The sequence below is a fragment of the Microbacterium sp. NPDC058062 genome, from assembly GCF_042885375.1.
In the GTDB taxonomy this organism is placed as follows: Bacteria; Actinomycetota; Actinomycetes; order Actinomycetales; family Microbacteriaceae; genus Microbacterium; species Microbacterium trichothecenolyticum_C.
The window spans coordinates 649,880-672,600 of sequence record NZ_JBHVSC010000001.1 but is presented as its reverse complement, the minus strand read 5'-3'; the positions used below and the strand labels follow the sequence as shown (position 1 = coordinate 672,600).

Below are 22,721 nucleotides of genomic sequence, written 5' to 3'. Positions count from 1 at the left end.
CCGGACCGCCCGCCGTGCAAAACCGGATCCGGTCGCCGGTGACGTCGGGGATCAGTCGTCGAAGAGCCCGCGGATGTCGTCGGCGGTGAGCGCCTGCCCGAACAGCGCGTCGTCGTCCATCACCGAGCGGAACAGCCGCGCCTTGCGCTGCTGCAGCGCCATGACCTTCTCCTCGATCGTGCCGTTCGCGATGAGCCGGTACACCATCACGCTGCGGTGCTGGCCGATGCGGTGCGCACGGTCGACAGCCTGCGCCTCGGCGGCGGGGTTCCACCACGGGTCGAGCAGGAACACGTAGTCCGCCTCGGTCAGCGTCAGACCGAACCCGCCGGCCTTGAGGCTGATGAGGAACACCGGCGCCTCTCCCCCGCGGAACGCGGCGACGGCGGCGTCGCGGTCGCGCGTCGATCCGTCGAGGTACGCGTATGGGATGCCGCGTGCCTCGAGCTCCTTCGCGACCAGGCCCAGGAACGAGGTGAACTGGCTGAAGACGAGGGCGCGGTGCCCCTCGGCCAGCGCCTCGTCGAGCTGTTCGAAGAGCGCGGCGAGCTTGCTCGGGGCGATGCTCGCGTGCGCCGGGTCGACGAGCTCGGGGGCCAGGCTCAGCATGCGCAGGAGCGTCAGCGATCGGAAGACGATGAACCGGTTGCGGTCGAGGTCGTCGAGGAGGCCCAGCACCTTCTGGCGTTCGCGCTGCAGCACGGTGTCGTACAGGGCGCGATGGGCGGCGCCCAGCTCGATGCGCACCTCCTGCTCCTGCTTGGCGGGGAGGTCGGCGGCGACGAGCTCCTTCGTGCGACGCAGCACAAGCGGACGGATGCGGCGTCGCAGCCGCGCGAGGCGGCCGGCGCGGTACGCGCCGCCCTCCTGGTTCTCGGGGACCTTGCCCTTCTCGATCGGCCCCACGTACTCCTCGCGGAAGCGCCGGCTCGAGGCGAACAGCCCCGGTGCCGTCAGCGAGAGCAGCGCCCACAGCTCGGTGAGGCTGTTCTCGAGGGGTGTGCCCGTGACGGCGAAGACGACGTCGGCCGGCAGATCGCGCGCAGCGCGATACGCCTTGGTCTGGCTGTTCTTCACGAACTGCGCCTCGTCGAGGATGAGGCCCGCCCACGGCACCGCGCCGAACTCGCGCTCGTCGAGCCGGAGCAGGGTGTACGACGTGACGACGATGTCGGCCGAGGCCGCGGCATCCGTCACCGTCGTTCCGCGCTTCGCGCGCGTCGCGTCGACGACGGCGACCCGCAGATCGGGCGTGAAGCGCGCAGCCTCGCTGCGCCAGGTCGAGAGCACGGACGTCGGCGCCACGACGAGGAACGGCCGCGCCTCGCCGGACTCCCGGGCATGGGCGACGAGGGCGAGCAGCTGGAGCGTCTTGCCGAGGCCCATGTCGTCGGCGAGGATGCCGCCGAGGCGGTGCTCCCACAGGAAGGCGAGCCAGTCGTATCCCACGCGCTGGTAGGGGCGCAGATCGGCGCGGAGGCCCGCGGGCATCGGGGCGGCGGGCACGCCGTCGGCATCGCGCAGCGCCGCCACGGTCGTGCGCCACGACACGGCGGGCTGCGCCTCGTCGGCCAGGTCCTCGAAATCGGCCCACAGCGCCGTCTGGTACCGGCTGATGCGGGGTCCGGTCTCCCACTCCTCGAGCTCTCCGGCCTCGTCGATGAGGTCGCGCAGGCGCTGCAGCGACGGATGCGAGAGCGAGAAGTACGCGCCGTCGCTCAGCAGGATCTTCTTGCGCCCGCGCGACAGCGCCGTGAACAGCGTGCCGAACGGGATGCGGCGGCCGTCGATCGTCACCACGACACCCAGGTCGAACCAGTCGGGATCGTTCGTCTCGACCGTCGTGACGTCGATGCGCGGATCGCCGGCGAGCTCCCGGTACTGCGGCCTCTCCCCCGAGATCTCGACGCTGACGTCGGCGTCGGCTTCGAGAAGCGGCAGCAGACGCGACGCGAACTCCGCCGCGTCGAGGCCCGTGAGCGTGTCGGCGGAGACGAAGTCGACGGGCGCGTGGTCGCGCCACAGCGCCTCGACGCGGCCGCGGATCGCCGTCTCGGCCGCGGCGTCACGATCCTCTCCGGTCGAGTCGAGCCCCAGGAGGTCGCCGTCGCCGTACCGCCACGAGAGCGTGTACACGAGCCGGTGGTTCGGCTCGAAATGCACACGCGCGACGAGCCGCGGCCGCGGCGGCGGGGCGATGTCGAGGCCCGGCGCCTCGATCTCGACCCGACGCGCGATCCGCGGCAGGTGGTCGCGGACGAACTCCTCGGCCTCCGGACCCGGCACGACGACGGCATCACGCGCGGCGAGGAGCGCGGGAACCGGGTCCGGCAGGTCCACTGCGGCGAGGACGAGGGCGATGCGCTCGCGCTCGACGGCGAACCGGTACACGCCGGTGCGTCCGACCGGGCGCAGGGCGGCGGCATCCGCGCGCTCGCCGTCGATCGTGACGACGGGCGCGATCTCGAGCCCGCGGCCGGTGCGGTGCGCCTGGACGGTCACCGTCGCCGAGGTCGCGAGGGCGACCGCCGTGGTGCGCTTGGTGGCGACGAGCGGGATGCCGCGGTCCGCCGCGGTCGACAGATGCGGCCAGAGCAGGCTCGACTCGATGTCGTCGAGGGTGAGCCACTCCGACACGTCGGAGAACGCCCCGAACGAGCGGACGTCGCGGCCGATGCTGTGCAGCTCCGCGAACCACCGCGCCTGCGCGGGGTCGTACGCCGTGGTCGGCCGGCGCAGCGCGTCCCACGAGACCCCGCCCTTGATCCACGTGTCGGAGCGGGCCGAGCGCTCGAGCGGGCGCAGGCCGACGAGCACGTCCGCCCCGTGCTGGTGCAGGCTGCGCGGGGTCGCCGACTCGACGCGCGCAGGTGCCCAGGTCGACGCGCCGCGCCGGATGCGCTGCCGGAGCTCGACGCCGAGGGCGAGCGCGGTGCGGGCCCGCTCCGCCGCCGCGGCAGGGGTGAACACGTCGCGCCACGACGAGCCGCGGTCGGCTGCGGGCGCGGCGGAGGCGAGCCGGTTGCTCGCGAGAAGCGTCGCGACCGTGTGCTTGCAGTCGAACTGCACCGGGCACGTGCAGGACGTCGCCGCGATGGGATGATCGACGCGCTGCGGATCGAGCCGCACGCGGCACCGGTACGTCCGGCCGCCGCTGCCGGCCACCACCGCTTCGATGACCGAGGTGAGCGGGTCCCACTCGAGGCGCTCGACGGCGCCGTCGGCGAAGTAGCCGACGCCGCGCTCGTACGTGCCGCTGTCGACGAACCGGCGGATGTGCCCGGGGTCGACGAACGGAGGGGGTCCGGCCGACGACGGGGTCACGGCATCCATCCTGCCCGCTCCCGCCGACACCCGGACGGGCGCCTGCTCGTCGTCAGCTCGCGCGCGCGATGCGGGCGAGGACGCCGTGCACGAAGGGGCCTGACTCGTCGGACGAGAACTCCTTGACCAGCTCGACCGCCTCGTCGATCGCGACCGCGGTGGGCACCTCGTCGTTGTAGAGGATCTCCCACGCGCCGATGCGCAGCACGGCACGGTCGACCGCGGGCATGCGGGCGAGCGTCCAGTCCTTCGCGAACGTCGTGATCTGCTCGTCGATGGCGTCCTGGTTGTCGATCACGCCGTCGACGATCTCTCGCGCGTAGAGCCACGAAGCCTGACGCGCCGGCTCGTTGGCCGCGCGCTTCGCCTCGGCCGCGAGCACCGTCGCAGGCTCGTCGCCGCGCACGTCTGCCTGGAACAGGATGTCGAGAGCGCGCTTGCGCGCCTTCGTACGGGCACTCATCTGTCAGCGACCGCCGACGTCAGTTGACGCGGCCGAGGTAGTCGCCCGTGCGGGTGTCGACCTTGACCTTGGTGCCGGTCTCGACGAACAGCGGAACCTGGATCTCGTAGCCGGTCTCGACGGTGGCGGCCTTGGTGCCGGCCGACGAGCGGTCGCCCTGCAGGCCCGGCTCGGTGTACGTGATCTCGAGGACGACGGATGCCGGGAGCTCGACGTACAGCGGGTTGCCGTTGTTGAGGGCGATCTGCACCTGCTGGTTCTCGAGCAGGAAATGGGCCGCGTCGCCGACGGTCGCCGCGCCGACGTTGATCTGGTCGTAGTCCTCGACGTCCATGAACACGAAGTTGTCGCCGTCGTTGTAGAGGTAGGTGAAGTCGCGGCGGTCGACGTTCTCGATGTCGATCTTCGCGCCCGCGTTGTAGGTGCGGTCGACGACCTTGCCCGAGACGACGTTCTTGAGCTTCGTGCGGACGAAGGCGCCGCCCTTGCCCGGCTTGACGTGCTGGAACTCGATGACGTTCCAGAGCTGTCCGTCGATCGACAGGACGACGCCGTTCTTGATGTCTGCGGTGGAAGCCATGAGGGTACGAATCCGTTTCGTTGAAGTGCGTGGAGGCGATCGCTGCCCCGTGAACGAGCTCAGGGGTCGGATATGCCGACGTTCGATTCTACGGGATGCCTGGTCCCCGGCCGATTCGTCAGCCCTCGGCCTGCCCGGTGAGGATGTCGATGAGGCGCGCGACCGCCGTCGCGTAGCCGGGCACACCCTCCCCGATCACGTGGACCACGGCGATATCGGCGACGTACGAGTGGTGGCGGAACTCCTCGCGCGCCATCACGTCCGAGATGTGCACCTCGGCCACCGGCAGGGCGACGCCCGAGAGGGCGTCGCGCAGCACGACGGAGGTGTGGGTCAGACCGCCGGGGTTGATGACGATGCCGGCGCAGTCCTGTCGCGCGTCGTGGATCGCGTCGAGGAGGACCCCCTCGTGGTTGCTCTGGACGGCCCGCACCTCGAAGCCGCGCCGGGCGGCAGCATCCGTCGCCACCTGCACGACGTCGGCCAGCGTCTCGGTGCCGTAGATCCCGGGCTCCCTGGTGCCCAGCAGGTTCAGGTTGGGGCCGTTGACGAGCAGGAGGCGACGAGGGGCGGTCATGCTCGCACGATATCAGCGCGCGCGGCACCGGCTCGCTGTGCGGAGAGCCGGACGGGAGCGTTGCCGGCGCCGTACCCGTCGTACCTGCCGCGGCGCTCGACGAACTCGCAGAACAGGTCGCCGACGGTCGCGGTGTAGAAGTGCAGGTACTCGCCCTGTGCGTCGCGGTCGAAGACGAGGTCGAGCCCGCGGAGCGTCTCGAGGAACCCGTCGTCGAGATCGAACCGTGCCGCGAGATCCTCGTAGTAGTTGCGCGGGATCGGCAGCGGGTGCAGTCCTCTCGCCTTGGCGGCACGCGCGAGCGCCACGATGTCGTCGCACGCGAAGGCGACGTGCTGCGGCATGGCGGCCGGCCGCCCCGACAGGATCGGCGGCGACACGTTGAGCGGGATGCGGATGGCGCCGTCCGGGGACTGGATGACGCGGCTCTGCACGAGGCCCTGGGGGCTCGCCACCTCGGTCGAGCTCGCCGTCGGGAGTTCCAACACTGAGGAGAAGAACAGGATCGCCTCATCGACGACCTGCCAGGGCTGACCGAGACTCACGTGGTCGACGGCGATGATGGGACTGGAACGCAGGGGTTCGCCGTGCTCGAACTCGGCGGCCCACGTCGGTTCGGTCTCGGTGCCGCGCGACGACCAGAAGATCTCGGTGCCGTCCGGCGCCGTGCCGCCGTCGAGCAGCTGCTCCCCCGCGTACGTGCGGCGGTAGGCGAAGGGCGTGCCGAGCTCGGCGGCCCGCTCGGTGAGCGCGGCGGCGTCCGGGACGTCGAACCCGACCGCCGCGATGTGCGGGTCGAGGTCGCGGGCGTGCTGCTCGTTGAGCACGACGCGGGCGTCTCCGGCCGTCCACAGCGTGACGGGCTTCGTGCGGTGCTTGCCGCGCGGCGTGAACCCGACCGTCTCCAGGAGCGCCTCGATGCTCGAGGTGTCCTCGGCCTTGATCTCGACGAAGTCGAAGCCCACGGGCGTACCGCCGTCGGCGAGCGTCTCGAAGTCGGCGGGCGCGGCGCTTCCGAGCTCCCGCGCGACGGCGTCTTCGAGCCAGCGCAGGGACCGGCGCGCGTGGACGGCGGTCCCGCTCACGTCGACCTGCCGGAAGGTGTCGTTGAAGACCTCGAGGGACACCGGGCCCTCGTAGCCGGCGCGCAGGACGTGGGTGAGGAAGCGTGTCAGATCGAAGCTCCCCTCGCCGGGGAAGAGGCGATGGTGGCGGCTCCAGGAGAGGACGTCCATCGAGAGCGCGGGCGCATCGGCGAGCTGCAGGAAGAAGATGCGGTCGCCGGGGATGTCTTCGATCGCCGCGGGGTCGTGGCCGCGCGACAGGATGTGGAAGGAGTCGAGGCAGACGCCGACCGCCGGGTGGTCGGCGAGCTGCACGATCCGCCATGCGCGGCGGTAGTCGTCGACGTACTTGCCCCACGCCAGCGCCTCGAAGGCGATCCGGATGCCGTGCTCCTGGGCGAGATCCCCCAGCCGGCGAAGCTGGGAGGCCGACACCGCATCGTCGTCGACCGTCGCGGTCGCCACGTTGCTGCAGCAGAGCACGACCTCGATCCCCATCCGCCGCATGAGGGAGAACTTCGCCGCCGCGCGCCGCAGGACGTCCTCGAACGCATCGTCGTCGACGCCCTCGACGTCGCGCATCGGCTGGTACAGGTCCAGCGTCAGCCCGAGGCGCTCCGCGAGAGCACGCACCTCCTCGGGGCTCTCCGGCGCCGACACCAGGTCGGGCTCGAAGATCTCGACGCCGTCGAAGCCCGCTGCGGCCGCCGCATGCAGCTTCTCGACCAGCGTCCCGCTCATGCACACCGTCGCGATGGAGGTCCTCATGGCGTCATAATGTACCAGTCGGTACATTGTGACGCACCCCCTTCCTCACAAGCGCCGCGTGCGCCGCCCACTATCCTGGCGATCGTGCCCCCCGTTACACGCGATGCCGAGAGGACGCGAGCCGAGCTTCTCGCGATCGCGACCGAGGTCTTCGCCGAGGAGGGCTACTCCGGAGCCCGCGTCGACGACATCGCTGAGCGCACACGCACGACGAAGCGGATGATCTACTACTACTTCGGCGGCAAGGAGCAGCTCTACCTCGCGGTGCTCGAGAACGCCTATCAGGGCATCCGAGAGGCCGAGCAGGCGATCGACGTGGACCACACGGATCCCGTCGCGGCGATCCGTCAGCTCGCCGAGCTCACGTTCGACCACCACGTCACGCACGACGCCTTCATCCGGCTCGTGGCCATCGAGAACATCCATCGCGGCGAGTTCATCCGGCGGATCGAGTCGCTCCGCACGCTCGCGCAGCCCGCGAAGACCCTTCTCGACGAGATCCTCGAACTCGGCCGCGCGGCGGGTGTCTTCCGCGAGGATGTCGATGCGATCGACGTCCACCTCGTCATCAGCGCCTACTGCGTGTTCCAGATCGCGAACCAGTACACGTTCGGCTACCTCTTCGACGTGTCGTTCACCGATCCCGAACGCCGCAGCCACCTGCGATCCCTCATCGGCGACGTCGTCGTCGGCTGGCTCACGAACGCTCCGCGCTAGCCGGCGCCCCCGCCGCCGCCCCACTCGAGCCCGCTCTCGCGCCGCGGTATCCGCCGAGCTCCAGAAACCCGCTCGCTCTTGACATCGACGATCTGCCGTGGTTTTCTCTGAACGTACCAGTTAGTACATAGACGTACCGGTCGGACGAAGGAGTGCCATGAGCCAGTCACCGCCGTATCTCGTCGGGCTCGTCGGAACGGGCGTGACCCCTTCCCTGACGCCGGCGATGCACATGGCCGAAGCCCGTGCCCTCGGCCTCGACTACGTGTACCGGACCATCGACCTCACGACCCTCGGTCTTGCGCCCGACCAGCTGCCCGACATCCTCGTGTGGGCGCGGCGCCTCGGCTTCGACGCCCTCAACGTCACCCACCCGTGCAAGCGCCTCGTGCTCGAGTACCTCGACCGTGTCGACCCGCTCGCCCTGGCGCTCGGCTCGGTCAACACCGTGCTCTTCACCGACCAGGGGCTCGTCGGTCACAACACCGACACCACCGGGTTCGAGACGGCGTTCCGCACGGGGCTTCCGCGCGCGGCGGTCGATGACGTGACGCTGCTGGGGGCGGGCGGTGCCGGCTCCGCCGTCGCAGACGCCCTGCTCCGCGTCGGGACCCGCCGGCTGACGGTCGTCGACATCGACGCCGAACGGGCGGAGGAGCTCGCGACCGACCTGGCGCGTCGTCATGCGGTCGAGGTGGGCCACGCCACGACGGACGCGCTCCCCAGCCTCCTCGCGTCGGCATCGGGGCTGGTGCACTGCACGCCGACCGGCATGAAGGAGCACCCGGGAATGCCGTTCTCCCCCGACCTGCTGCGGCCCGAGCTGTGGGTCGCCGACATCGTCTACCGGCCCCTCGACACCGCGCTTCTGCGCGCTGCCTGCGACGCCGGCTGCGCCACGCTCGACGGCGGAAGGATGGCGGTCCACCAGGCCGTCGACGCCTTCCGCCTGATCACGGGCCACCAGCCCGACCCCGACCGCATGATCCGCCACTTCCACGACCTCGTTGCGCCGCACCCCGTGCCGGCGTGACACTCACTAGAGAAGGACGACCGATGACCACCACCGCAACGACGCGGAAGACTCCCGTGAAGGCGGCTGTCGCCAGCTTCATGGGCAGCGCCGTGGAGTACTACGACTTCTTCCTGTTCGGCTCCGCCGCAGCGCTCATCTTCCCCACCGTCTTCTTCCCGTCCGACAACCAGGCAGCCCTCGTCATGTCGTTCGCGACGTTCGGCTTCGCCTACATCGCGCGGCCGGTCGGCGCCGTCATCCTCGGCCACTTCGGCGACCGCATCGGCCGGCAGAAGGTCCTCATGTTCACCCTGCTGCTCATGGGCATCTCGACCTTCACGATCGGCTGCCTACCGGGCTACGAGCAGATCGGCTGGGCCGCCCCGGCGCTGCTGGTGCTGTGCCGGCTCATGCAGGGCCTCTCGGCCGCCGGCGAGCAGGCGGGCGCGTCGTCGCTCACGCTGGAGCACGCGCCCGACGACCGCCGGTCGTTCTTCACGTCGTGGACCCTCACGGGCACCCAGGGCGGCCAGATCCTCGCCGCCCTGATCTTCATCCCGGTCGTCGCGCTCCCCGACGAGATCAAGTACACGTGGGGCTGGCGCGTGCCGTTCTGGCTGAGCGCGGTCGTGGTGCTCGTCGCCTTCTTCATCCGGCGGACCCTGCACGAGACGCCGGAGTTCGAGCAGGCGAAGGCGGAAGGACGGATCGCACGGATGCCGCTCATCCCGCTCCTGCGCGACCACTGGCGCGACGTGCTCCGCGTCATCTGCTGCGCGTTCATCGCCGCCGTCTCGACGGTGTTCGGCAACCTCGCCATCGCGTACGGCGTGGAGGTCGGACTGAACGCCGCCATCACGCTCTGGCTCGTCGTCGTCGCCAACCTCGTCGCGATCGGCACGCAGCCGCTGTTCGGTGCTCTGGCCGACCGCATCGGCCGCAAGCCGGTGTTCATCTACGGCGCGCTCTCGTCGGCGGTGTTCATGCCCTTCTACATGCTGTCGATGGGGGCGGGGAACGAGTTCGTGACGTTCCTGCTGGCGGTGCTCACCTTCTCGTTCGGGTACGCCGCCGCGAACGCCGTGTGGCCGTCGTTCTACGGCGAGATGTTCAGCACGCGCGTGCGGTTCTCGGGCATGGCGATCGGCACGCAGCTCGGCTTCCTCATGGCGGGCTTCGCCCCGTCCATCGTCACGGCGCTGGGCGGCGTGCAGCAGGGCGGCTGGGTCGTCATCAGCGTCTTCACCGCGGTGATCTCGCTCATCGCGACCGTCAGCGCCCTCACGGCACGCGAGTCGAAGAGCATCCCCACGGCCGAGCTCGGTCTGCGCTCCGAGAGGCACGAGGAGCTCGTGCCGGCCGTCTGAGCACAGCGGCCGTCACAGGCCCCGTCCCGCTGAGCGGGGCGGGGCCTTCGTGGTCACGGCAGGGGGCGCGCCATCACGATTTCGGGACCGATGACGCTGGTGAACGTCTCGCCCGTCGGCACGAATCCGGCTCGGCGATACGCGCCCTGGGCGCGGGGGTTGTCGCGGTGCACGTCGAGGCTGAGCCGGGTGAGCCCGAGCGAGGTCACCCATTCCGCGGCGGCGGCGAGCAGGAGGTCGATCGCTCCCGTGCCGCGATGAGCCGGGTTGACGTAGACGCCGACGACATCCGCCCGACGGTCGTCGACGAAGCGGCCCAGGTGATCGGTCTGCCCGGTCGCGCGGATGAGCACCGAGAGGCTGCCCACCCATACGTCGTCCACCACCGCCACGAACTGCGCGGCGGTCTCGCTCCCGGCGGCCAGTTCGGCGCGCTCGCGCCAGAACTGCTCCGAGCGGGCCGCGACCTGCGCCGGGGTCTCGAGGAAGGCGATGTTCGCGTCGGGATCGCTCGTGGATTCGAGCCGCAGCTCGCGCACCGCGTGCCACTCGTCGGAGCGGATGCGGCGCACGACCACGGTGCTCACCCCGCGACCTCCTGGTACGCGGCGAAGAGCAGCGACTCGTCCGGCGCCTGCAAGACGGTGGGCTTGGCGATGTCGTCGAGCACGATGAAGCGCAGCATTCCGCCGCGGCTCTTCTTGTCGCGCTGCATCGTCGACAGCAGCTGGGGCCACGCGCCGGGGCGGTAGCTCGTCGGCAGTCCGAGCGACTCGAGGATGTCGCGGTGGCGCTGGGCGGCGGCATCCGGAAGCCGGCCTGCGAGGCGCGACAGCTCGGCGGCGAACACCATGCCCACGGAGATCGCGGCGCCGTGACGCCAGCGATAGCGCTCGGCGTGCTCGATGGCGTGGCCCAGGGTGTGGCCGTAGTTGAGGATCTCGCGCAGACCCGCCTCGCGGAGGTCCTCCCCCACGACGCGCGCCTTCATCTCGATGGCGAGCTCGATGGTGCGACGGAACGCGTCGCTCTGCGGGTCCACGGCGTTCTCGGGATCGGCCTCGATCAGCTCGAGGATCTCGGGCGCCCAGATGAAGCCGGCCTTGACGACCTCGGCGTAGCCGGCGACGCGCTCGTTGCGCGACAGGCCGTCGAGCAGGTCGAGGTCGCAGATCACGGTGCGTGGCGCCCAGAACGCACCCACGAGGTTCTTGCCCTCGGCGGTGTTGACTCCGGTCTTGCCGCCGACGGCGGCGTCGACCATGCCCAGGACGGTGGTCGGCACCTGCACGACCTCGACGCCCCGCAGCCAGGTCGCAGCCACGAACCCGGCGAGGTCGGTCACCGATCCCCCGCCGAACCCGACGACGGCGTCCGTGCGGGTGAAGTCCGCCTTGCCCATGACCTGCCAGCAGAAAGCGGCGACTTCGATGCGCTTGCCCGCCTCGGCGTCGGGGATCTCGGCGAGCAGCACCTCGCGGTCGGCCATGAGCTGTGCGCGCAGGCGCTCCGCCTCGGCGGCGAGGGTCGGCGGGTGGATCACGAGCACCTTGCGCGCGGCGGGCGGCAGCGCCTCGCCGACGGACGACAGGATGCCGTGTCCCACGGTGATGTCGTAGCTCGCGTCTCCGCTCACGGTGATGGTCGTGGCATCCGTCATGCGGTCTGCTCCTTGTGCTCGTCGCCGGTGGGGGCCGACGGGTCGGCGGCGCCGCGCACCCACGCGACGAGGGCGTCGACGACGTCCTGCAGCGGACCGGTGGACGTGTCGAAGGTGATGTCGGCGAGTTCCTCGTAGACGGGCCGGCGCTCTTCGAAGATCGTGGTCCAGCGCTCGATCGCATCGTCGCCGCCCTGCAGGAGCGGCCGGTTCGAGTCGCGGACGCGGCCCGCGACGACCCGCGGCGAGACGGTGAGCAGCACGACGCGGTGTCCGGCGAGGTCGGCGCGCGTCTCGGGGTTCAGCACGGCTCCGCCGCCCAGCGAGACGACGCCGCCCGTTGCGAGCCCCTCGACCACGGCGGCGCGCTCGGCGGCGCGGAACTGCGCCTCGCCGTGCTCGACGAAGAGCTGGTCGATCGGCCCGTGGTCGCGCACGACCGCGGCGTCGGTGTCGAAGAACGGAAGGCTCAGCGCGCGCGCGACCTTCTTGCCGATGCTCGTCTTGCCGGCCCCCATGGGACCGATGAGCACGACGGCGTCAGAGGGCGAGGTCATGGTCGGCGAGGCCGGCGTCGCTGGCCGCCGCACTGCGCAGCGCGTCGGGGATCGCCGCGAGGTAGCCCTCGATGTTGCGGCGCGTCTCGGCGACGCTGTCGCCCCCGAACTTCTCGAGCACGACGTCGGCCAGCACGACCGCGACCATCGCCTCCGCGACGACGCCCGCGGCGGGCACGGCGCACACGTCCGAGCGCTGGTGGTGAGCCGAGGCGGCGTCGCCGGTGGCGACGTCGACCGTGCGGAGCGCCTTCGGCACCGTGGCGATCGGCTTCATGCCGGCGCGCACGCGCAGCACGGTACCGGTCGACATGCCGCCCTCGGTGCCGCCCGCCTTGTCGCTCGAGCGGGTGATGCCGTCGCCGGCGACGAACAGCTCGTCGTGCGCGGCGGAGCCGCGACGGCGCGTGGTCTCGAACCCGTCGCCGACCTCCACTCCCTTGATCGCCTGGATGCTCATGAGCGCCTGCGCGAGCTTCGCGTCGAGGCGGCGGTCCCAGTGCACGTGCGAGCCGAGCCCCGGGGGCAGCCCGTAGGCGAGCACCTCGACGATGCCGCCCAGCGTGTCGCCGTCCTTGCGGGCGTCGTCGACCTCGGCGACCATGGCCGCGCTCGTCGCGGCGTCGAAGCAGCGCAGCGGGTCGGCGTCAAGCGTGTCGACGTCCTCGGGAGTCGGCAGCGCCGAGCCCTCGGGGACCTGCACCGGCCCGATCGAGAGGGTGTGGCTGACGAGACGGATGCCGAGCTCGGACAGGAACGCTCGTGCGAGGGCACCGAGGGCGACGCGGGCGGCCGTCTCGCGGGCGCTCGCGCGCTCGAGGATCGGGCGGGCCTCGTCGAAGCCGTACTTCTGCATGCCGACGAGGTCGGCGTGGCCGGGGCGGGGGCGCGTGAGCGCGGCACCGCGTCCGCGCGACTTCTCCGTGAGGTCCACGGGCTCGGCGCTCATGACCTCGACCCACTTCGGCCATTCGGTGTTGCCGATGCGCAGGGCGATGGGGCTGCCCAGGGTCGTGCCGTGCACGACGCCGGACGAGATCGTGAGCTCGTCCTCCTCGAACTTCATGCGCGAACCGCGGCCGTAGCCGAGCTTGCGGCGCGCGAGATCCGCCTGGATCGCGGCGCGGGAGATGGGGACGCCCGCAGGCAGGCCCTCCATGACGGCGACGAGTTCGGGGCCGTGCGATTCGCCGGCCGTGAGCACGCGGAGCATTGGTCCAGTCTCCCACGCCCCGGGAGGCCGTTACGCCGCGGCCGGCTCCCCGAGCGCCTGGCGCATCGCCTCCAGCGCGTCGCCCTCGTGATCGAGGGGCGTGTCGGCGTCGCCGTCCCGGAAGATCCGGATCTGCAGCAGGGCCTGGTGCAGCAGCATCCCGAGTCCCGATCGTGCCGTGCCGCCCGCGCGCTCCCACGCGGCCGAGAGCGCGGTCGGCCAGTGCCCGTACACGACATCGAGCAGGTGGCCGCCGGAGCGGGCGAGGGCGTCGGCCGTGGCATCCGGAACGGGTGCGTCGCCCGGCAGCGTCGCGATGGTGAGCGGCACGTCGGCATGAACGGATGCGGCGAACGGCGTCGTCGTCACCGCGATGCCGATGCGGCGGCCGAGCTCGGCGAGCGGCGCGACGGCTTCGGAGCGGCGTGCGATCACGTCGACCTCGCGCGCGCCGAGCTCACCGAGAGCGACCAGGGCGGAGGTCGCGGTCGCGCCGGCGCCGACGATGCGCGCCTGCGGCACTGTCATGATGCCGTCGTCGGCGAGGGTGCGGACGATGCCGCCCACGTCGGTGTTGAAGCCGCGGGCGCCGTCGGCGTCGAGCAGCAGCGTGTTGACCGCCCCGGTAAGTTCGGCGCGGCGGTCGAGCACCGCCGCAGCCGCGAACGCGACCCCCTTGAGCGGCATCGTGAGCGAGAGGCCCCGCCACGCGTCGTCGAGCCCGGCGAGCTCGCTGGCGAAGGACGCTTCGTTCACCCGACGGCGTCCGTAGGTCCAGTCGAGCCCGAGGACGTCGTACGCCGCGGCGTGCAGCTGCGGCGAGCGGCTGTGCGCGATCGGGTCGCCCCAGACCTCCAGACGCGACGCGTGGGCGCTCAGCACCCCGAGTCCGGGTGCTCGGAACACCACTGCTGCATCTGCTGGACGTACTTCAGGTGCTCGTTGTAGGTCGCCGAGAAGATCGTCTCGCCCGTCTCCATGTTGACCGTCACGAAGTACATCCACGGGCCGTCGGCCGGGTGCATGGCCGCGTCGATCGCGACGTCGCCGGGATTGGCGATCGGTCCGATCGGCAGGCCCGCGTGCACGTAGGTGTTCCAGGGGTTCGGGTCGTACTGCGCCTCTTCCGAGGTGCTCGCGGAACCCTCATGGAGCTCGCCGTAGCCGAACTGCGCCGTCGAGTCCATCTGCAGCAGCCCGAACGTCTCCTGATTGTTCGGGTCCATGCGGTTCAGGATCACGCGCGACACCTTCTGCATGTCGACCTCGGAGCGGGCCTCGCGCTGGATGATCGACGCGGTGGTCAGGATCTCCTGACGCCTCTCCGCCGGCACGCCGGCGGCGTCGAGCGACTGGATCGTGCGGTTCACCAGGGTCTGGATGGCCGACTGCGCGGTGACGCCGGGGTCGAAGGTGTAGGTCGCCGGGAACAGCCAGCCTTCGAGCGGTTGCCCGCCCGCCGCGACGATGGCCGGATCCACGGGAACCCCGTACACGGACGGATCGGCGATGGCCGCGGTGAGCTCTTCCATCGGGATGCCGGTGCCCTCCGAGATGCGCTCGAGCGTACCCTCGACCGTGTAGCCCTCGGGGATCTGCGCGGTGAACTCCTGTCTGTTCGCGGGGTCCAGGAGGGCCGCGAGGGCCGCCTCGCTCGTCATCTTCTTCTGCAGCTTGTAGACGCCCGGCTGGAAGGTCGGGTTCTGGCCGCTCGTGATGAGGTAGTCGTAGAAGGCGTCGGGCGTCTTGATCACGCCGGCGTCGTACAGCGACTGCGAGATCGGTGATCCGGTGTCACCCTGGGAGATCGTGACGAACGTCTCGCCGGTGGCGAGTCCGGCTTCGTAGTCCTTGGGCTCTTCCCAGCCCATGACCTCGCGGATCTTGTCCTCGTAGGTGTTCCACACGTACAGGCCGCCGGCGGCGATGCCCCCGAGGATCAGCAGCACGACGCCCAGGGCGATCCAGCCGCCGATGCGCCGGCGCTTCTTGTTCGGCGGCGGTGGGGCGTGCCCGATGTCGTGGGTCGACGCCGACCCGCTGAACAGGTCCTCGAGGGAGCCGGACGGGGCGGACGGCTCGTCGTTCTCGTCGCGCGCGGGCGGGGTGGCGCGCGCGGCCGACGGCGCAGCCGCCGCGGTCGCGGGAGCCGCAGCGGGGGCAGTGCCTCCGCGGCTGTACGGCATCGCGGGGCTCACACCGGCCGACGCGAAGATCCAGGGGTCGTCCTCGACGGGCGCCTCGACGTCGATCGGCTGCGTCGTGGGGCGGGGGGTGCGCAGCGGAACCGGCTGGAAGCCGCTGCCGGGCACCGGCTCGTCGACAGGGCGGGCGGGCGCAGACGCCGCCGTGGGAGCGGGCGCTCCGGGAGCGGTCCCGACGACAGGTGTGGAGCCGGTGATGAGCGATTCCCACAAGGCCGCGTGGGCGGCGGGGGCTTCCTCCGGCGCCGAGGGCGCGGGAGCAGCCGGCGTCGTCGGCGTCTCCCCCGTCGCCGCCTGTCGCGCGGCGGCCTCGCGGGCGGCGCGGCGCGACTGGGGGACGGCTTCGCCGTCGGGCGATGAGTCGGACATCAGGCGGGCTCCTGGGGGACGGGGGTTCCGGGAGGTCGTCCGGTGCTCTTCTCGACGTCGAGCGCTTGCTGGAGCAGGACGACCGCGGCGACCTGGTCCACGATGTTACGCGACGAACGCTGGGTTCTGCCCGAACTGCGCAGTGCCGCGTGTGCAGAGACGGTGGAGAGCCGTTCGTCGACGAGGCGCACGGGGAGCCCGGATGCTGCCGCCAGCGCCGCAGCGAAGTCCCGGGCATCCTGCGTCGACGCCGTGTCCTCGCCCCGCATGTTCAGCGGCAGGCCGACGTAGAGCTCGACCGCCGAATACTCGTCGGACAGCGCCACGATGCGGGTCACCGATGCCTCGTCACGCGGCACCGTCTCGACCGGAGTCGCGAGCAGACCGTCGGGGTCGCACTTCGCGACCCCGACCCGGGCCTTGCCCACATCGATGCCGAGCCGGGTGCCGCGCCGGAAGCCGCTCACGCGCCGAGCGCGTCCTTCACCGAGGTCAGCGCCGCCGGCAGGGCCGCCGCATCCGTTCCACCGCCCTGGGCGACGTCGTCGCGGCCACCGCCACCGCCGCCGAGCACGCCGGCGGCGCCCTTGGCGAGGACGCCCGCCTTGGCGCCCGCTGCGCGGGCCGCGTCGTTGGTGGCGACAATGACGACGGGGCGCTCGTTCACCACCGCGCCGAGGGCGACGACCGCGGCCTCGGAGCCGAGGCGCTCGCGCACCTGCAGTGCCAGCGAGCGGACGTCGTCGGCGGATGCGGCGTTGCCGAGCGACTCGGCGACCACGACGGTGTCGCCGACCCGCGTCGCCGTGGCGGCGAGGGCCGGGAGCCGGTCGCCGAGGGCCTTGGCCTCGAACGCCGCGATCTTCTTCTCGGCGGCCTTGAGACTCGCCTGCAGTTCGGCGATGCGCGCGGGCAGCTGCTCGCGCGGTGCCTTGAGCGAGGTCGTGAGCTGCGACACGAGGGCGCGCTCGGCCGCGAGCGACCGGAACGCGTCAAGACCGACCAGTGCCTCGACGCGGCGGTTCGACGCGCCCACCGACGACTCGCCGACGAGGTTGATCAGCCCGATCTCGGCGCTCGTCGACACGTGCGTGCCTGCGCAGAGCTCGCGCGACCACGGGCCGCCGATGTCGACCATGCGCACGGTGTCGCCGTACTTCTCACCGAACAGCGCCATCGCGCCGAGCGAGCGCGCCTCGTCCAGCGGCAGGACGCGCGTGGTCACCTCGAGGTTGTCGCGCACCGCGTTGTTCGCGATCTCCTCGATCTCGGTCTTGGTCTCGTCCGACAGCGACTGGCCCCACGAGAAGTCGAAGCGCATGTAGCCGGCGCGATTGAGCGATCCGGCCTGCGTCGCGGTCTTTCCGAGCGTGTCGCGCAGCGCGGCGTGCACCAGGTGCGTCGCGGAGTGCGCCTGACGAGCGGCGCGGCGGTTCGCAGCATCCACCACCGTCGTCGCGGCCTGACCGACGCCGACCTCTCCCGTCGACACTTCGACGGTGTGGCTGATGAGACCCGGCACCGGCTTCTGCACGTCGAGCACCTCGAGCTCGTAGCCCGGTCCGACGATGACGCCCTTGTCGGCGACCTGGCCGCCCGACTCGGCGTACAGCGCGGTCTCGGCGAGGATCACCTCGGCGATCTGGCCGACGCTCGCGCGGTCGACCGACACGCCGTCGACGAGGATGCCGAGCACCTGCGACTCCGCCTCGAGGTCGGTGTAGCCGGTGAAGACGGTCTCGCCCTGTGCGCGCAGGTCGCGGTAGACACTCGTGTCGGCGAGCTGGCGCTTGCGTGCCCGCGCGTCGGCCTTGGCACGTGCGCGCTGCTCCTGCATGAGGCCGTCGAACGCCGCGCGGTCGACACTGAGGCCGGCCTCTTCGGCGATCTCGAGCGTCAGGTCGATCGGGAAGCCGTACGTGTCGTGCAGCAGGAACGCCTCGGCGCCGGTGAGGGTCGTGCCGCCGGAGGCCTTCGTCTCGGAGAGCGACTCGTCGAGGATCGACTCCCCCGCCGCGAGGGTGCGCAGGAACGTCGCCTCTTCCGCCAGGGCGTACTGCGAGATGCGGGCCCAGTCGGTCTCGACGACCGGGTAGGCGGCCTTCATGGCGTCGCGCGATGCCGTGAACAGCACCTCGAACGTCGGCCCGTCGACGCCGAGCAGGCGCATCGAGCGGATCACACGGCGCATGAGACGGCGCAGGATGTAGCCGCGGCCGTCATTCGAGGGCGTGACGCCGTCCGACATGAGCATGAGCGACGAACGCACGTGGTCGGCGACCACGCGGAAGCGCACGTCGTCGTCGTGGTTCGCGCCGTACGTGCGGCCCGACAGTTCGACCGCCTTGTCGAGCACCGGACGAACCTGGTCGGTCTCGTACATGTTGTCGACGCCCTGCTTGATGAACGCGATGCGCTCCAGGCCCATGCCGGTGTCGATGTTCTTGTTCGGCAGCTCGCCGACGATGTCGAAGTCGTACTTCGAGCGCACGTTCGTGATCTCGTACTGCATGAACACGAGGTTCCAGATCTCGACGTAGCGGTCGTCGTCGGTCGCGGGGCCCCCGTCGATGCCGTACTCGGGGCCGCGGTCGAAGAAGATCTCCGAGCAGGGGCCGGCGGGACCCGGCAGACCGGTGCTCCAGTAGTTCGTGTCCTTGCCGAGGCGCTGGATGCGCTCCTCGGGCAGGTCGGTGAGCTTCAGCCAGAGGTCGTGGGCCTCGTCGTCCTCTTCGTAGACGGTGACCCACAGGTCCTTCTGGTCGAAGCCGAGCCCGCCGTCGGCCTCGGGCGAGGTCAGCAGATCCCACGCGTAGCGGATCGCGCCTTCTTTGAAGTAGTCGCCGAACGACCAGTTGCCCAGCATCTGGAAGAACGTGCCGTGACGCGGGGTCTTGCCGACCTCTTCGATGTCGTTGGTGCGGATGCACTTCTGGTTGTCGGCCGCGCGCGGATACGGCGCGGGCACGTCGCCCGACAGATACGGGATGAAGGGCACCATGCCGGCCACCGTGAACAGCAGCGCCGGTTCGTCGGTCACCAGCGATGCCGAGGGGACGATGGTGTGGCCGTTCTTCTCGAAGTAATCGAGGAAGCGCTGTGCGATCTCGGCGGTCTTCATGCGGGTCCTTGCGTGTACGTGCGGATGCGTGCGTGTTCGGGGAGTCTGGCGGGGTTCGAGCGTGCCGGCGGCGCGCCGCCGGGGCGTCTCAGTCGGCGATCTTGCGGGCCGCGTCGTCGACGGCGTCGGCGACGTTCCCGACGGCGTCGGATGCTGCGGCCCGCGCGCTCGAGGCGGCGTCGGCGGCGGCATCCCTCACGTCGTCGACGAGGCCGGCGAAGCGGGCCTCCTGTTCGCGGTACGCGTCGCCCATGCGGTCGGTGAACTCCGTGATGCGGGCGTCGACGTCGGCGAGGATCTCGTGGCCGCGCGGGTCCTTGTTGACCAGGTGGGCGAGAACGAAACCGCCGGCGATGCCGAGCAGGAACCACAGGAGGTTCTTCATGTCACCACTTCCTCGCGGGCCGCCGGGGCGCGGCATCCCCCCATCGTATGCGGAAACGACGAAGGGCGTCGGGTCTCCCCGACGCCCTCCATGCGTTGCCGCTGCTTAGCGCGCTGTACCCATTGCGGACGCGGTGCTTCGCACCGCTTCCGCCCGCGGCGCTAGCGCGCCGCGTAGTACTCGACGACGAGCTGCACGTCGCAGACCACGGGAACCTCGGCGCGCTTGGGGCGACGCACGAGACGGGCCTGGAGCTTGTCGAGCTCGACCTCGAGGTAGCCCGGAACGGGCGGCAGGACCTCGGCGTGACCGCCGAGCGCTGCGACCTGGAAGGGCTCGATGCCCTCGCTCTTGGCCTTGACGTGGATGAGCTGACCCGGCTTCACGCGGAACGACGGGCGGTCGACGAGCTGGCCGTCCACGAGGATGTGGCGGTGCACGACGAGCTGGCGCGCCTGCGCGGTGGTGCGGGCGAAGCCGGCACGCAGCACGAGGGCGTCGAGACGCATCTCGAGCTGCTCGACGAGGTTCTCACCCGTCAGGCCCTGGGTGCGGCGGGCCTCGTTGAACTGGATGCGCAGCTGCTTCTCGCGGATGCCGTACTGCTCGCGCAGACGCTGCTTCTCGCGGAGGCGGACGGCGTAGTCGCTGTCCTGCTTGCGCTTGGTGCGGCCGTGCTCACCCGGCGCGTAGGGGCGCTTCTCGAGGTACTTGGCTGCCTTGGGGGTCAGCGCGACGCCGAGGGCGCGGGAGAGACGGACCTTGCGGCGGTCCTGGGACTTCGTTGCCACGAAGTGTTCCTTTCGATGACGCGGCCGTGTCTTTCACGGCCCGCGGACGTATCGCCCTGTCTTCGCCCTGTCCGGACTGCACGCCGGGGCATGCCGGAAGGTAGGTCAGGAAGAGAGGGGATGCCCGAAAACTGCGTTTCGAGCCGCTCAAGCCTACCAGACGCGCGGTCGGGCCTTCATGAGAGGGCGATGACCAGCGTCGAGGCGGCGAGCATCAGGCAGACAGGCGTCATCGTGAGGCGCTCGGCGCGACTCCGGGAGACGGCGTTCATGACCACCCCGACGGCGAAGTAGGCGAAGAGCACCCACGTCAGGATGCGTACGGCGACGCTGTCGCCGCCCGGCAGTATTCCGGCCCGACTGAGGAGCACCGCGGCGAAGCCGGCGTAGAGGAGGACGGATGCCGCGCTGGCGATGCGCAGACCGCGCGGCAGGACGCGGTGCGCCCCGCCCCAGACCAGCCGTCCCCACGGCGCCCCCGCGGCGACGCAGATCTGCAGGACGGCGAGACCGCCCAGCACGAGGCATGCGATGACGGCGGCGACGATCGGCGGGGTCATGGGCGTCGTCCGTTCATGCCTGCTCCCCCACGTCGTCGATCCACTCGCGCGTCAGGGCGTGCGAACGCAGCCCGTACTCGAGCGTCGCTCGCTGGAACGCGAAGATCCTGCGCGACGCGTCATCGAGCCCGGCAGCCTTCGCGTCCGCCTCGGTCGCCAGGGCTTCCAGCGCCGCGCGGGATGCGTCGACATGCTCACGGATGCCGCGCACGACGTCCGCCCGATCCCCCGGCGCCTCGAGCAGGCCGAGCAGGTAGACCTTCGCCAGGACCGTGGTCTCGGCATCGGTTCCTCCCGGGAGAGGCGCCCGCATCCACGCGCGCCACCGCTCGCGCCCCTCGTCGGTGATCCGGTGGACCTTGCGGCCGCGCCGGCTGCCGTCGGCCTCGGCGACGGTGACGGACCCGTCGTCCACGAGGTGCTGCAGAGCGCGCTGGATGCTGCCGGAGCTCGCGCTGTAGAACAGCGAGATGCCCGCGGCGAACCGCTTCTGCACGTCGTAGAGCGAGAGCGGTCCGCTGAGCAGCAGGCCCAGGATCACGAACTGCATTCGGCGCCTCCCGGCATGACACGGACAATATCCCTCTGAGGGATATCAATCTACCTCTGAGGGATATCGTGCGTCAACGCGGGGCGGTCAGCCGCCGTCGAGGATGCGACGGATCTTCTCGAGACGCGCCTGGACGTCGCGCTCGGCGCCGAGCGCCTTCGGCTCGTAGTAGCGCCGGCCGCGCAGTTCATCGGGCAGGTACTGCTGCGGCGCGATGCCGATCTCGGCGTCGTGCGGATACACGTAGCCCTTGCCGTGGCCGAGGCGCTTCGCGCCCGGGTAATGCGCGTCGCGCAGGTGGATCGGCACCCGGCCGAAGCCACCCGAGCGCACGTCGGCGATCGCCGCGTCGATGGCGAGGTAGGCGGCGTTCGACTTCGCTGTCGTCGCGAGGTACGCCGTCGCCTCGGCGAGCGGGATGCGGCCTTCGGGCATGCCGATGAACTGCACCGCGTCGGCGGCGGCCACGGCGATCGGCAGCGCCTGGGGGTCGGCGAGTCCGATGTCCTCTGCGGCCGAGATGACGAGGCGCCGGGCGATGAACCGCGGGTCCTCCCCCGCCTCGATCATGCGGGCGAGGTAGTGGATCGCGGCATCCACATCCGATCCGCGGATGGACTTGATGAACGCGCTGATGACGTCGTAGTGCTCGTCGCCCTGACGGTCGTAGCGCAGGAGCGCGCGGTCGACCGCCTGCGCGACGTTGTCGGCCGAGATCTCGGGCGTGGTGGCCTCGGCCTCGTCGTCGTCCTCATCGGGAAGGGCGAGGGATGCTGCGGCCTCGAGGGCCGTGAGCGCCCGCCGCGCGTCGCCGGAGGCGAGGCGGACGAGCGCGGCGCGCGCCTCGTCGCCCAGCACGACCGCGCCGGACAGTCCGCGGGCATCGGCCACCGCGCGGTCGAGGAGCATGCCGAGGTCTTCGTCGGTGAGCGGCTTGAGCGTCAGCAGCAGCGACCGTGACAGGAGGGGCGAGATCACGGAGAACGACGGGTTCTCGGTGGTCGCCGCGATGAGCACCACCCAGCCGTTCTCGACGCCGGGCAGGAGCGCGTCCTGCTGCGCCTTGGTGAAGCGGTGGATCTCGTCGAGGAACAGGATCGTGGACTGGCCGTACAGATCGCGCTGCGTCAAGGCCTCCTGCATGACCTCGCGCACGTCGCGCACGCCGGCGGTCACCGCCGAGAGCTCGACGAACCGGCGCCCGGAGGAACGGGCGATCGCCTGAGCGAGCGTGGTCTTCCCCGTGCCCGGCGGGCCCCACAGGATGACCGACGTCGCTGCGCGGGCCGCGGCATCCGGATTCGCGAGGATCACCAGCGGAGACCCCGCCCGCAGCAGATGCGACTGCCCCGCGACCTCTTCCAGCGAGGTCGGGCGCATGCGCACCGCGAGAGGCGTCAGCCCCTGGAAGAGCGCAGTCGGACCTGTCACCTCAC

The 22,721-nt window shown here is 71.0% G+C and carries 21 protein-coding genes; 3 read left to right on the top strand and 18 right to left on the bottom strand.

Features of this window, described 5'->3' with window-relative positions; genetic code table 11:
- Positions 1–51 precede the first annotated feature (51 nt).
- From ACFVSU_RS02930 to ACFVSU_RS02910, 5 genes are all read right to left on the bottom strand, one after another.
- The gene (locus ACFVSU_RS02930; protein WP_387137768.1) at positions 52–3,324 is read right to left on the bottom strand and encodes an SNF2-related protein; all 3,273 of its coding nucleotides are present in this window, start codon (positions 3,322–3,324) and stop codon (positions 52–54) included.
- A gap of 52 nt (positions 3,325–3,376) precedes the next feature.
- Entirely contained in the window at positions 3,377–3,787 is a 411-nt protein-coding gene (nusB, locus tag ACFVSU_RS02925) for a transcription antitermination factor NusB (protein WP_378901536.1), read from the bottom strand.
- A 19-nt stretch (positions 3,788–3,806) separates the two neighbouring features.
- Entirely contained in the window at positions 3,807–4,367 is a 561-nt protein-coding gene (gene efp / locus ACFVSU_RS02920) for an elongation factor P (RefSeq protein ID WP_045302503.1), read from the bottom strand.
- A gap of 118 nt (positions 4,368–4,485) precedes the next feature.
- Positions 4,486–4,944, bottom strand: a complete 459-nt coding sequence (gene aroQ / locus ACFVSU_RS02915; protein ID WP_387137763.1) for a type II 3-dehydroquinate dehydratase — start codon at positions 4,942–4,944, stop codon at positions 4,486–4,488.
- Positions 4,941–6,776 (bottom strand): bifunctional sugar phosphate isomerase/epimerase/4-hydroxyphenylpyruvate dioxygenase family protein, encoded by a 1,836-nt coding sequence (locus tag ACFVSU_RS02910; protein WP_387137759.1) that lies wholly within the window; start codon positions 6,774–6,776, stop codon positions 4,941–4,943. Before ACFVSU_RS02910 ends, aroQ begins: the two co-directional genes overlap by 4 nt.
- Before the next feature lie 84 nt (positions 6,777–6,860).
- Between ACFVSU_RS02910 and ACFVSU_RS02905 the strand changes: the two genes are divergently transcribed.
- From ACFVSU_RS02905 to ACFVSU_RS02895, 3 genes are all read left to right on the top strand, one after another.
- Entirely contained in the window at positions 6,861–7,493 is a 633-nt protein-coding gene (locus ACFVSU_RS02905; RefSeq protein WP_387137755.1) for a TetR/AcrR family transcriptional regulator, read from the top strand.
- Between the two features lie 157 nt (positions 7,494–7,650).
- Entirely contained in the window at positions 7,651–8,526 is an 876-nt protein-coding gene (locus ACFVSU_RS02900; protein ID WP_387137752.1) for a shikimate dehydrogenase, read from the top strand.
- A gap of 23 nt (positions 8,527–8,549) precedes the next feature.
- On the top strand, positions 8,550–9,875 hold the full coding sequence (locus ACFVSU_RS02895) for an MFS transporter (RefSeq protein WP_387137749.1): 1,326 nt from the start codon (positions 8,550–8,552) through the stop codon (positions 9,873–9,875).
- Between the two features lie 53 nt (positions 9,876–9,928).
- Here the strand turns inward: ACFVSU_RS02895 and ACFVSU_RS02890 are convergent, their stop codons facing one another.
- The 13 genes from ACFVSU_RS02890 to ACFVSU_RS02830 form a co-directional block, all read right to left on the bottom strand.
- The gene (locus ACFVSU_RS02890) at positions 9,929–10,462 is read right to left on the bottom strand and encodes a GNAT family N-acetyltransferase (protein ID WP_387137746.1); all 534 of its coding nucleotides are present in this window, start codon (positions 10,460–10,462) and stop codon (positions 9,929–9,931) included.
- Entirely contained in the window at positions 10,459–11,535 is a 1,077-nt protein-coding gene (aroB, locus tag ACFVSU_RS02885; RefSeq protein WP_387137742.1) for a 3-dehydroquinate synthase, read from the bottom strand. Before aroB ends, ACFVSU_RS02890 begins: the two co-directional genes overlap by 4 nt.
- Positions 11,532–12,092 carry a shikimate kinase gene (locus ACFVSU_RS02880; RefSeq protein ID WP_387137739.1) on the bottom strand — a complete coding sequence of 187 codons (561 nt, stop codon included), beginning with the start codon at positions 12,090–12,092 and terminating at the stop codon, positions 11,532–11,534. Before ACFVSU_RS02880 ends, aroB begins: the two co-directional genes overlap by 4 nt.
- Positions 12,076–13,305 carry a chorismate synthase gene (gene aroC / locus ACFVSU_RS02875; RefSeq protein ID WP_387137736.1) on the bottom strand — a complete coding sequence of 410 codons (1,230 nt, stop codon included), beginning with the start codon at positions 13,303–13,305 and terminating at the stop codon, positions 12,076–12,078. Before aroC ends, ACFVSU_RS02880 begins: the two co-directional genes overlap by 17 nt.
- A gap of 30 nt (positions 13,306–13,335) precedes the next feature.
- Positions 13,336–14,214 (bottom strand): shikimate dehydrogenase, encoded by an 879-nt coding sequence (locus tag ACFVSU_RS02870; protein WP_387137733.1) that lies wholly within the window; start codon positions 14,212–14,214, stop codon positions 13,336–13,338.
- Positions 14,181–15,878: an endolytic transglycosylase MltG gene (gene mltG, locus ACFVSU_RS02865; protein WP_387137730.1), complete on the bottom strand. Its 1,698-nt coding sequence runs from the start codon at positions 15,876–15,878 to the stop codon at positions 14,181–14,183. Before mltG ends, ACFVSU_RS02870 begins: the two co-directional genes overlap by 34 nt.
- On the bottom strand, positions 15,878–16,345 hold the full coding sequence (ruvX, locus tag ACFVSU_RS02860; protein ID WP_310290797.1) for a Holliday junction resolvase RuvX: 468 nt from the start codon (positions 16,343–16,345) through the stop codon (positions 15,878–15,880). The genes mltG and ruvX overlap by 1 nt, the downstream gene beginning before the upstream one ends.
- Entirely contained in the window at positions 16,342–18,999 is a 2,658-nt protein-coding gene (alaS, locus tag ACFVSU_RS02855; protein WP_387137727.1) for an alanine--tRNA ligase, read from the bottom strand. The genes ruvX and alaS overlap by 4 nt, the downstream gene beginning before the upstream one ends.
- 88 nt (positions 19,000–19,087) lie before the next feature.
- Positions 19,088–19,384, bottom strand: a complete 297-nt coding sequence (locus ACFVSU_RS02850) for an ATPase (RefSeq protein WP_310290802.1) — start codon at positions 19,382–19,384, stop codon at positions 19,088–19,090.
- A 161-nt stretch (positions 19,385–19,545) separates the two neighbouring features.
- Positions 19,546–20,175, bottom strand: coding sequence for a 30S ribosomal protein S4 (gene rpsD, locus ACFVSU_RS02845; protein WP_018170803.1), 630 nt, complete (start codon positions 20,173–20,175; stop codon positions 19,546–19,548).
- A gap of 176 nt (positions 20,176–20,351) precedes the next feature.
- Positions 20,352–20,735, bottom strand: coding sequence for a hypothetical protein (locus ACFVSU_RS02840; RefSeq protein ID WP_387137722.1), 384 nt, complete (start codon positions 20,733–20,735; stop codon positions 20,352–20,354).
- 13 nt (positions 20,736–20,748) lie between these two features.
- Entirely contained in the window at positions 20,749–21,285 is a 537-nt protein-coding gene (locus ACFVSU_RS02835) for a PadR family transcriptional regulator (protein ID WP_387137719.1), read from the bottom strand.
- Positions 21,286–21,372: 87 nt separating this feature from the next.
- Positions 21,373–22,665, bottom strand: a complete 1,293-nt coding sequence (locus ACFVSU_RS02830) for a replication-associated recombination protein A (RefSeq protein ID WP_387138699.1) — start codon at positions 22,663–22,665, stop codon at positions 21,373–21,375.
- Between the last annotated feature and the right edge of the window lie 56 nt (positions 22,666–22,721).

Excerpts from the sequence above, each read along its gene's own strand:
- nusB (WP_378901536.1), bottom strand. The coding sequence starts at position 3,787 with ATGAGTGCCCGTACGAAGGCGCGCAAGCGCGCTCTCGACATCCTGTTC.
- efp (WP_045302503.1), bottom strand. The coding sequence starts at position 4,367 with ATGGCTTCCACCGCAGACATCAAGAACGGCGTCGTCCTGTCGATCGAC.
- aroQ (WP_387137763.1), bottom strand. The coding sequence starts at position 4,944 with ATGACCGCCCCTCGTCGCCTCCTGCTCGTCAACGGCCCCAACCTGAAC.
- ACFVSU_RS02910 (WP_387137759.1), bottom strand. The coding sequence starts at position 6,776 with ATGAGGACCTCCATCGCGACGGTGTGCATGAGCGGGACGCTGGTCGAG.
- ACFVSU_RS02900 (WP_387137752.1), top strand. The coding sequence starts at position 7,651 with ATGAGCCAGTCACCGCCGTATCTCGTCGGGCTCGTCGGAACGGGCGTG.
- ACFVSU_RS02895 (WP_387137749.1), top strand. The coding sequence starts at position 8,550 with ATGACCACCACCGCAACGACGCGGAAGACTCCCGTGAAGGCGGCTGTC.
- aroB (WP_387137742.1), bottom strand. The coding sequence starts at position 11,535 with ATGACGGATGCCACGACCATCACCGTGAGCGGAGACGCGAGCTACGAC.
- ACFVSU_RS02880 (WP_387137739.1), bottom strand. The coding sequence starts at position 12,092 with ATGACCTCGCCCTCTGACGCCGTCGTGCTCATCGGTCCCATGGGGGCC.
- aroC (WP_387137736.1), bottom strand. The coding sequence starts at position 13,305 with ATGCTCCGCGTGCTCACGGCCGGCGAATCGCACGGCCCCGAACTCGTC.
- mltG (WP_387137730.1), bottom strand. The coding sequence starts at position 15,878 with ATGTCCGACTCATCGCCCGACGGCGAAGCCGTCCCCCAGTCGCGCCGC.
- alaS (WP_387137727.1), bottom strand. The coding sequence starts at position 18,999 with ATGAAGACCGCCGAGATCGCACAGCGCTTCCTCGATTACTTCGAGAAG.
- ACFVSU_RS02850 (WP_310290802.1), bottom strand. The coding sequence starts at position 19,384 with ATGAAGAACCTCCTGTGGTTCCTGCTCGGCATCGCCGGCGGTTTCGTT.
- ACFVSU_RS02840 (WP_387137722.1), bottom strand. The coding sequence starts at position 20,735 with ATGACCCCGCCGATCGTCGCCGCCGTCATCGCATGCCTCGTGCTGGGC.
- ACFVSU_RS02835 (WP_387137719.1), bottom strand. The coding sequence starts at position 21,285 with ATGCAGTTCGTGATCCTGGGCCTGCTGCTCAGCGGACCGCTCTCGCTC.
- ACFVSU_RS02830 (WP_387138699.1), bottom strand. The coding sequence starts at position 22,665 with ATGCGCCCGACCTCGCTGGAAGAGGTCGCGGGGCAGTCGCATCTGCTG.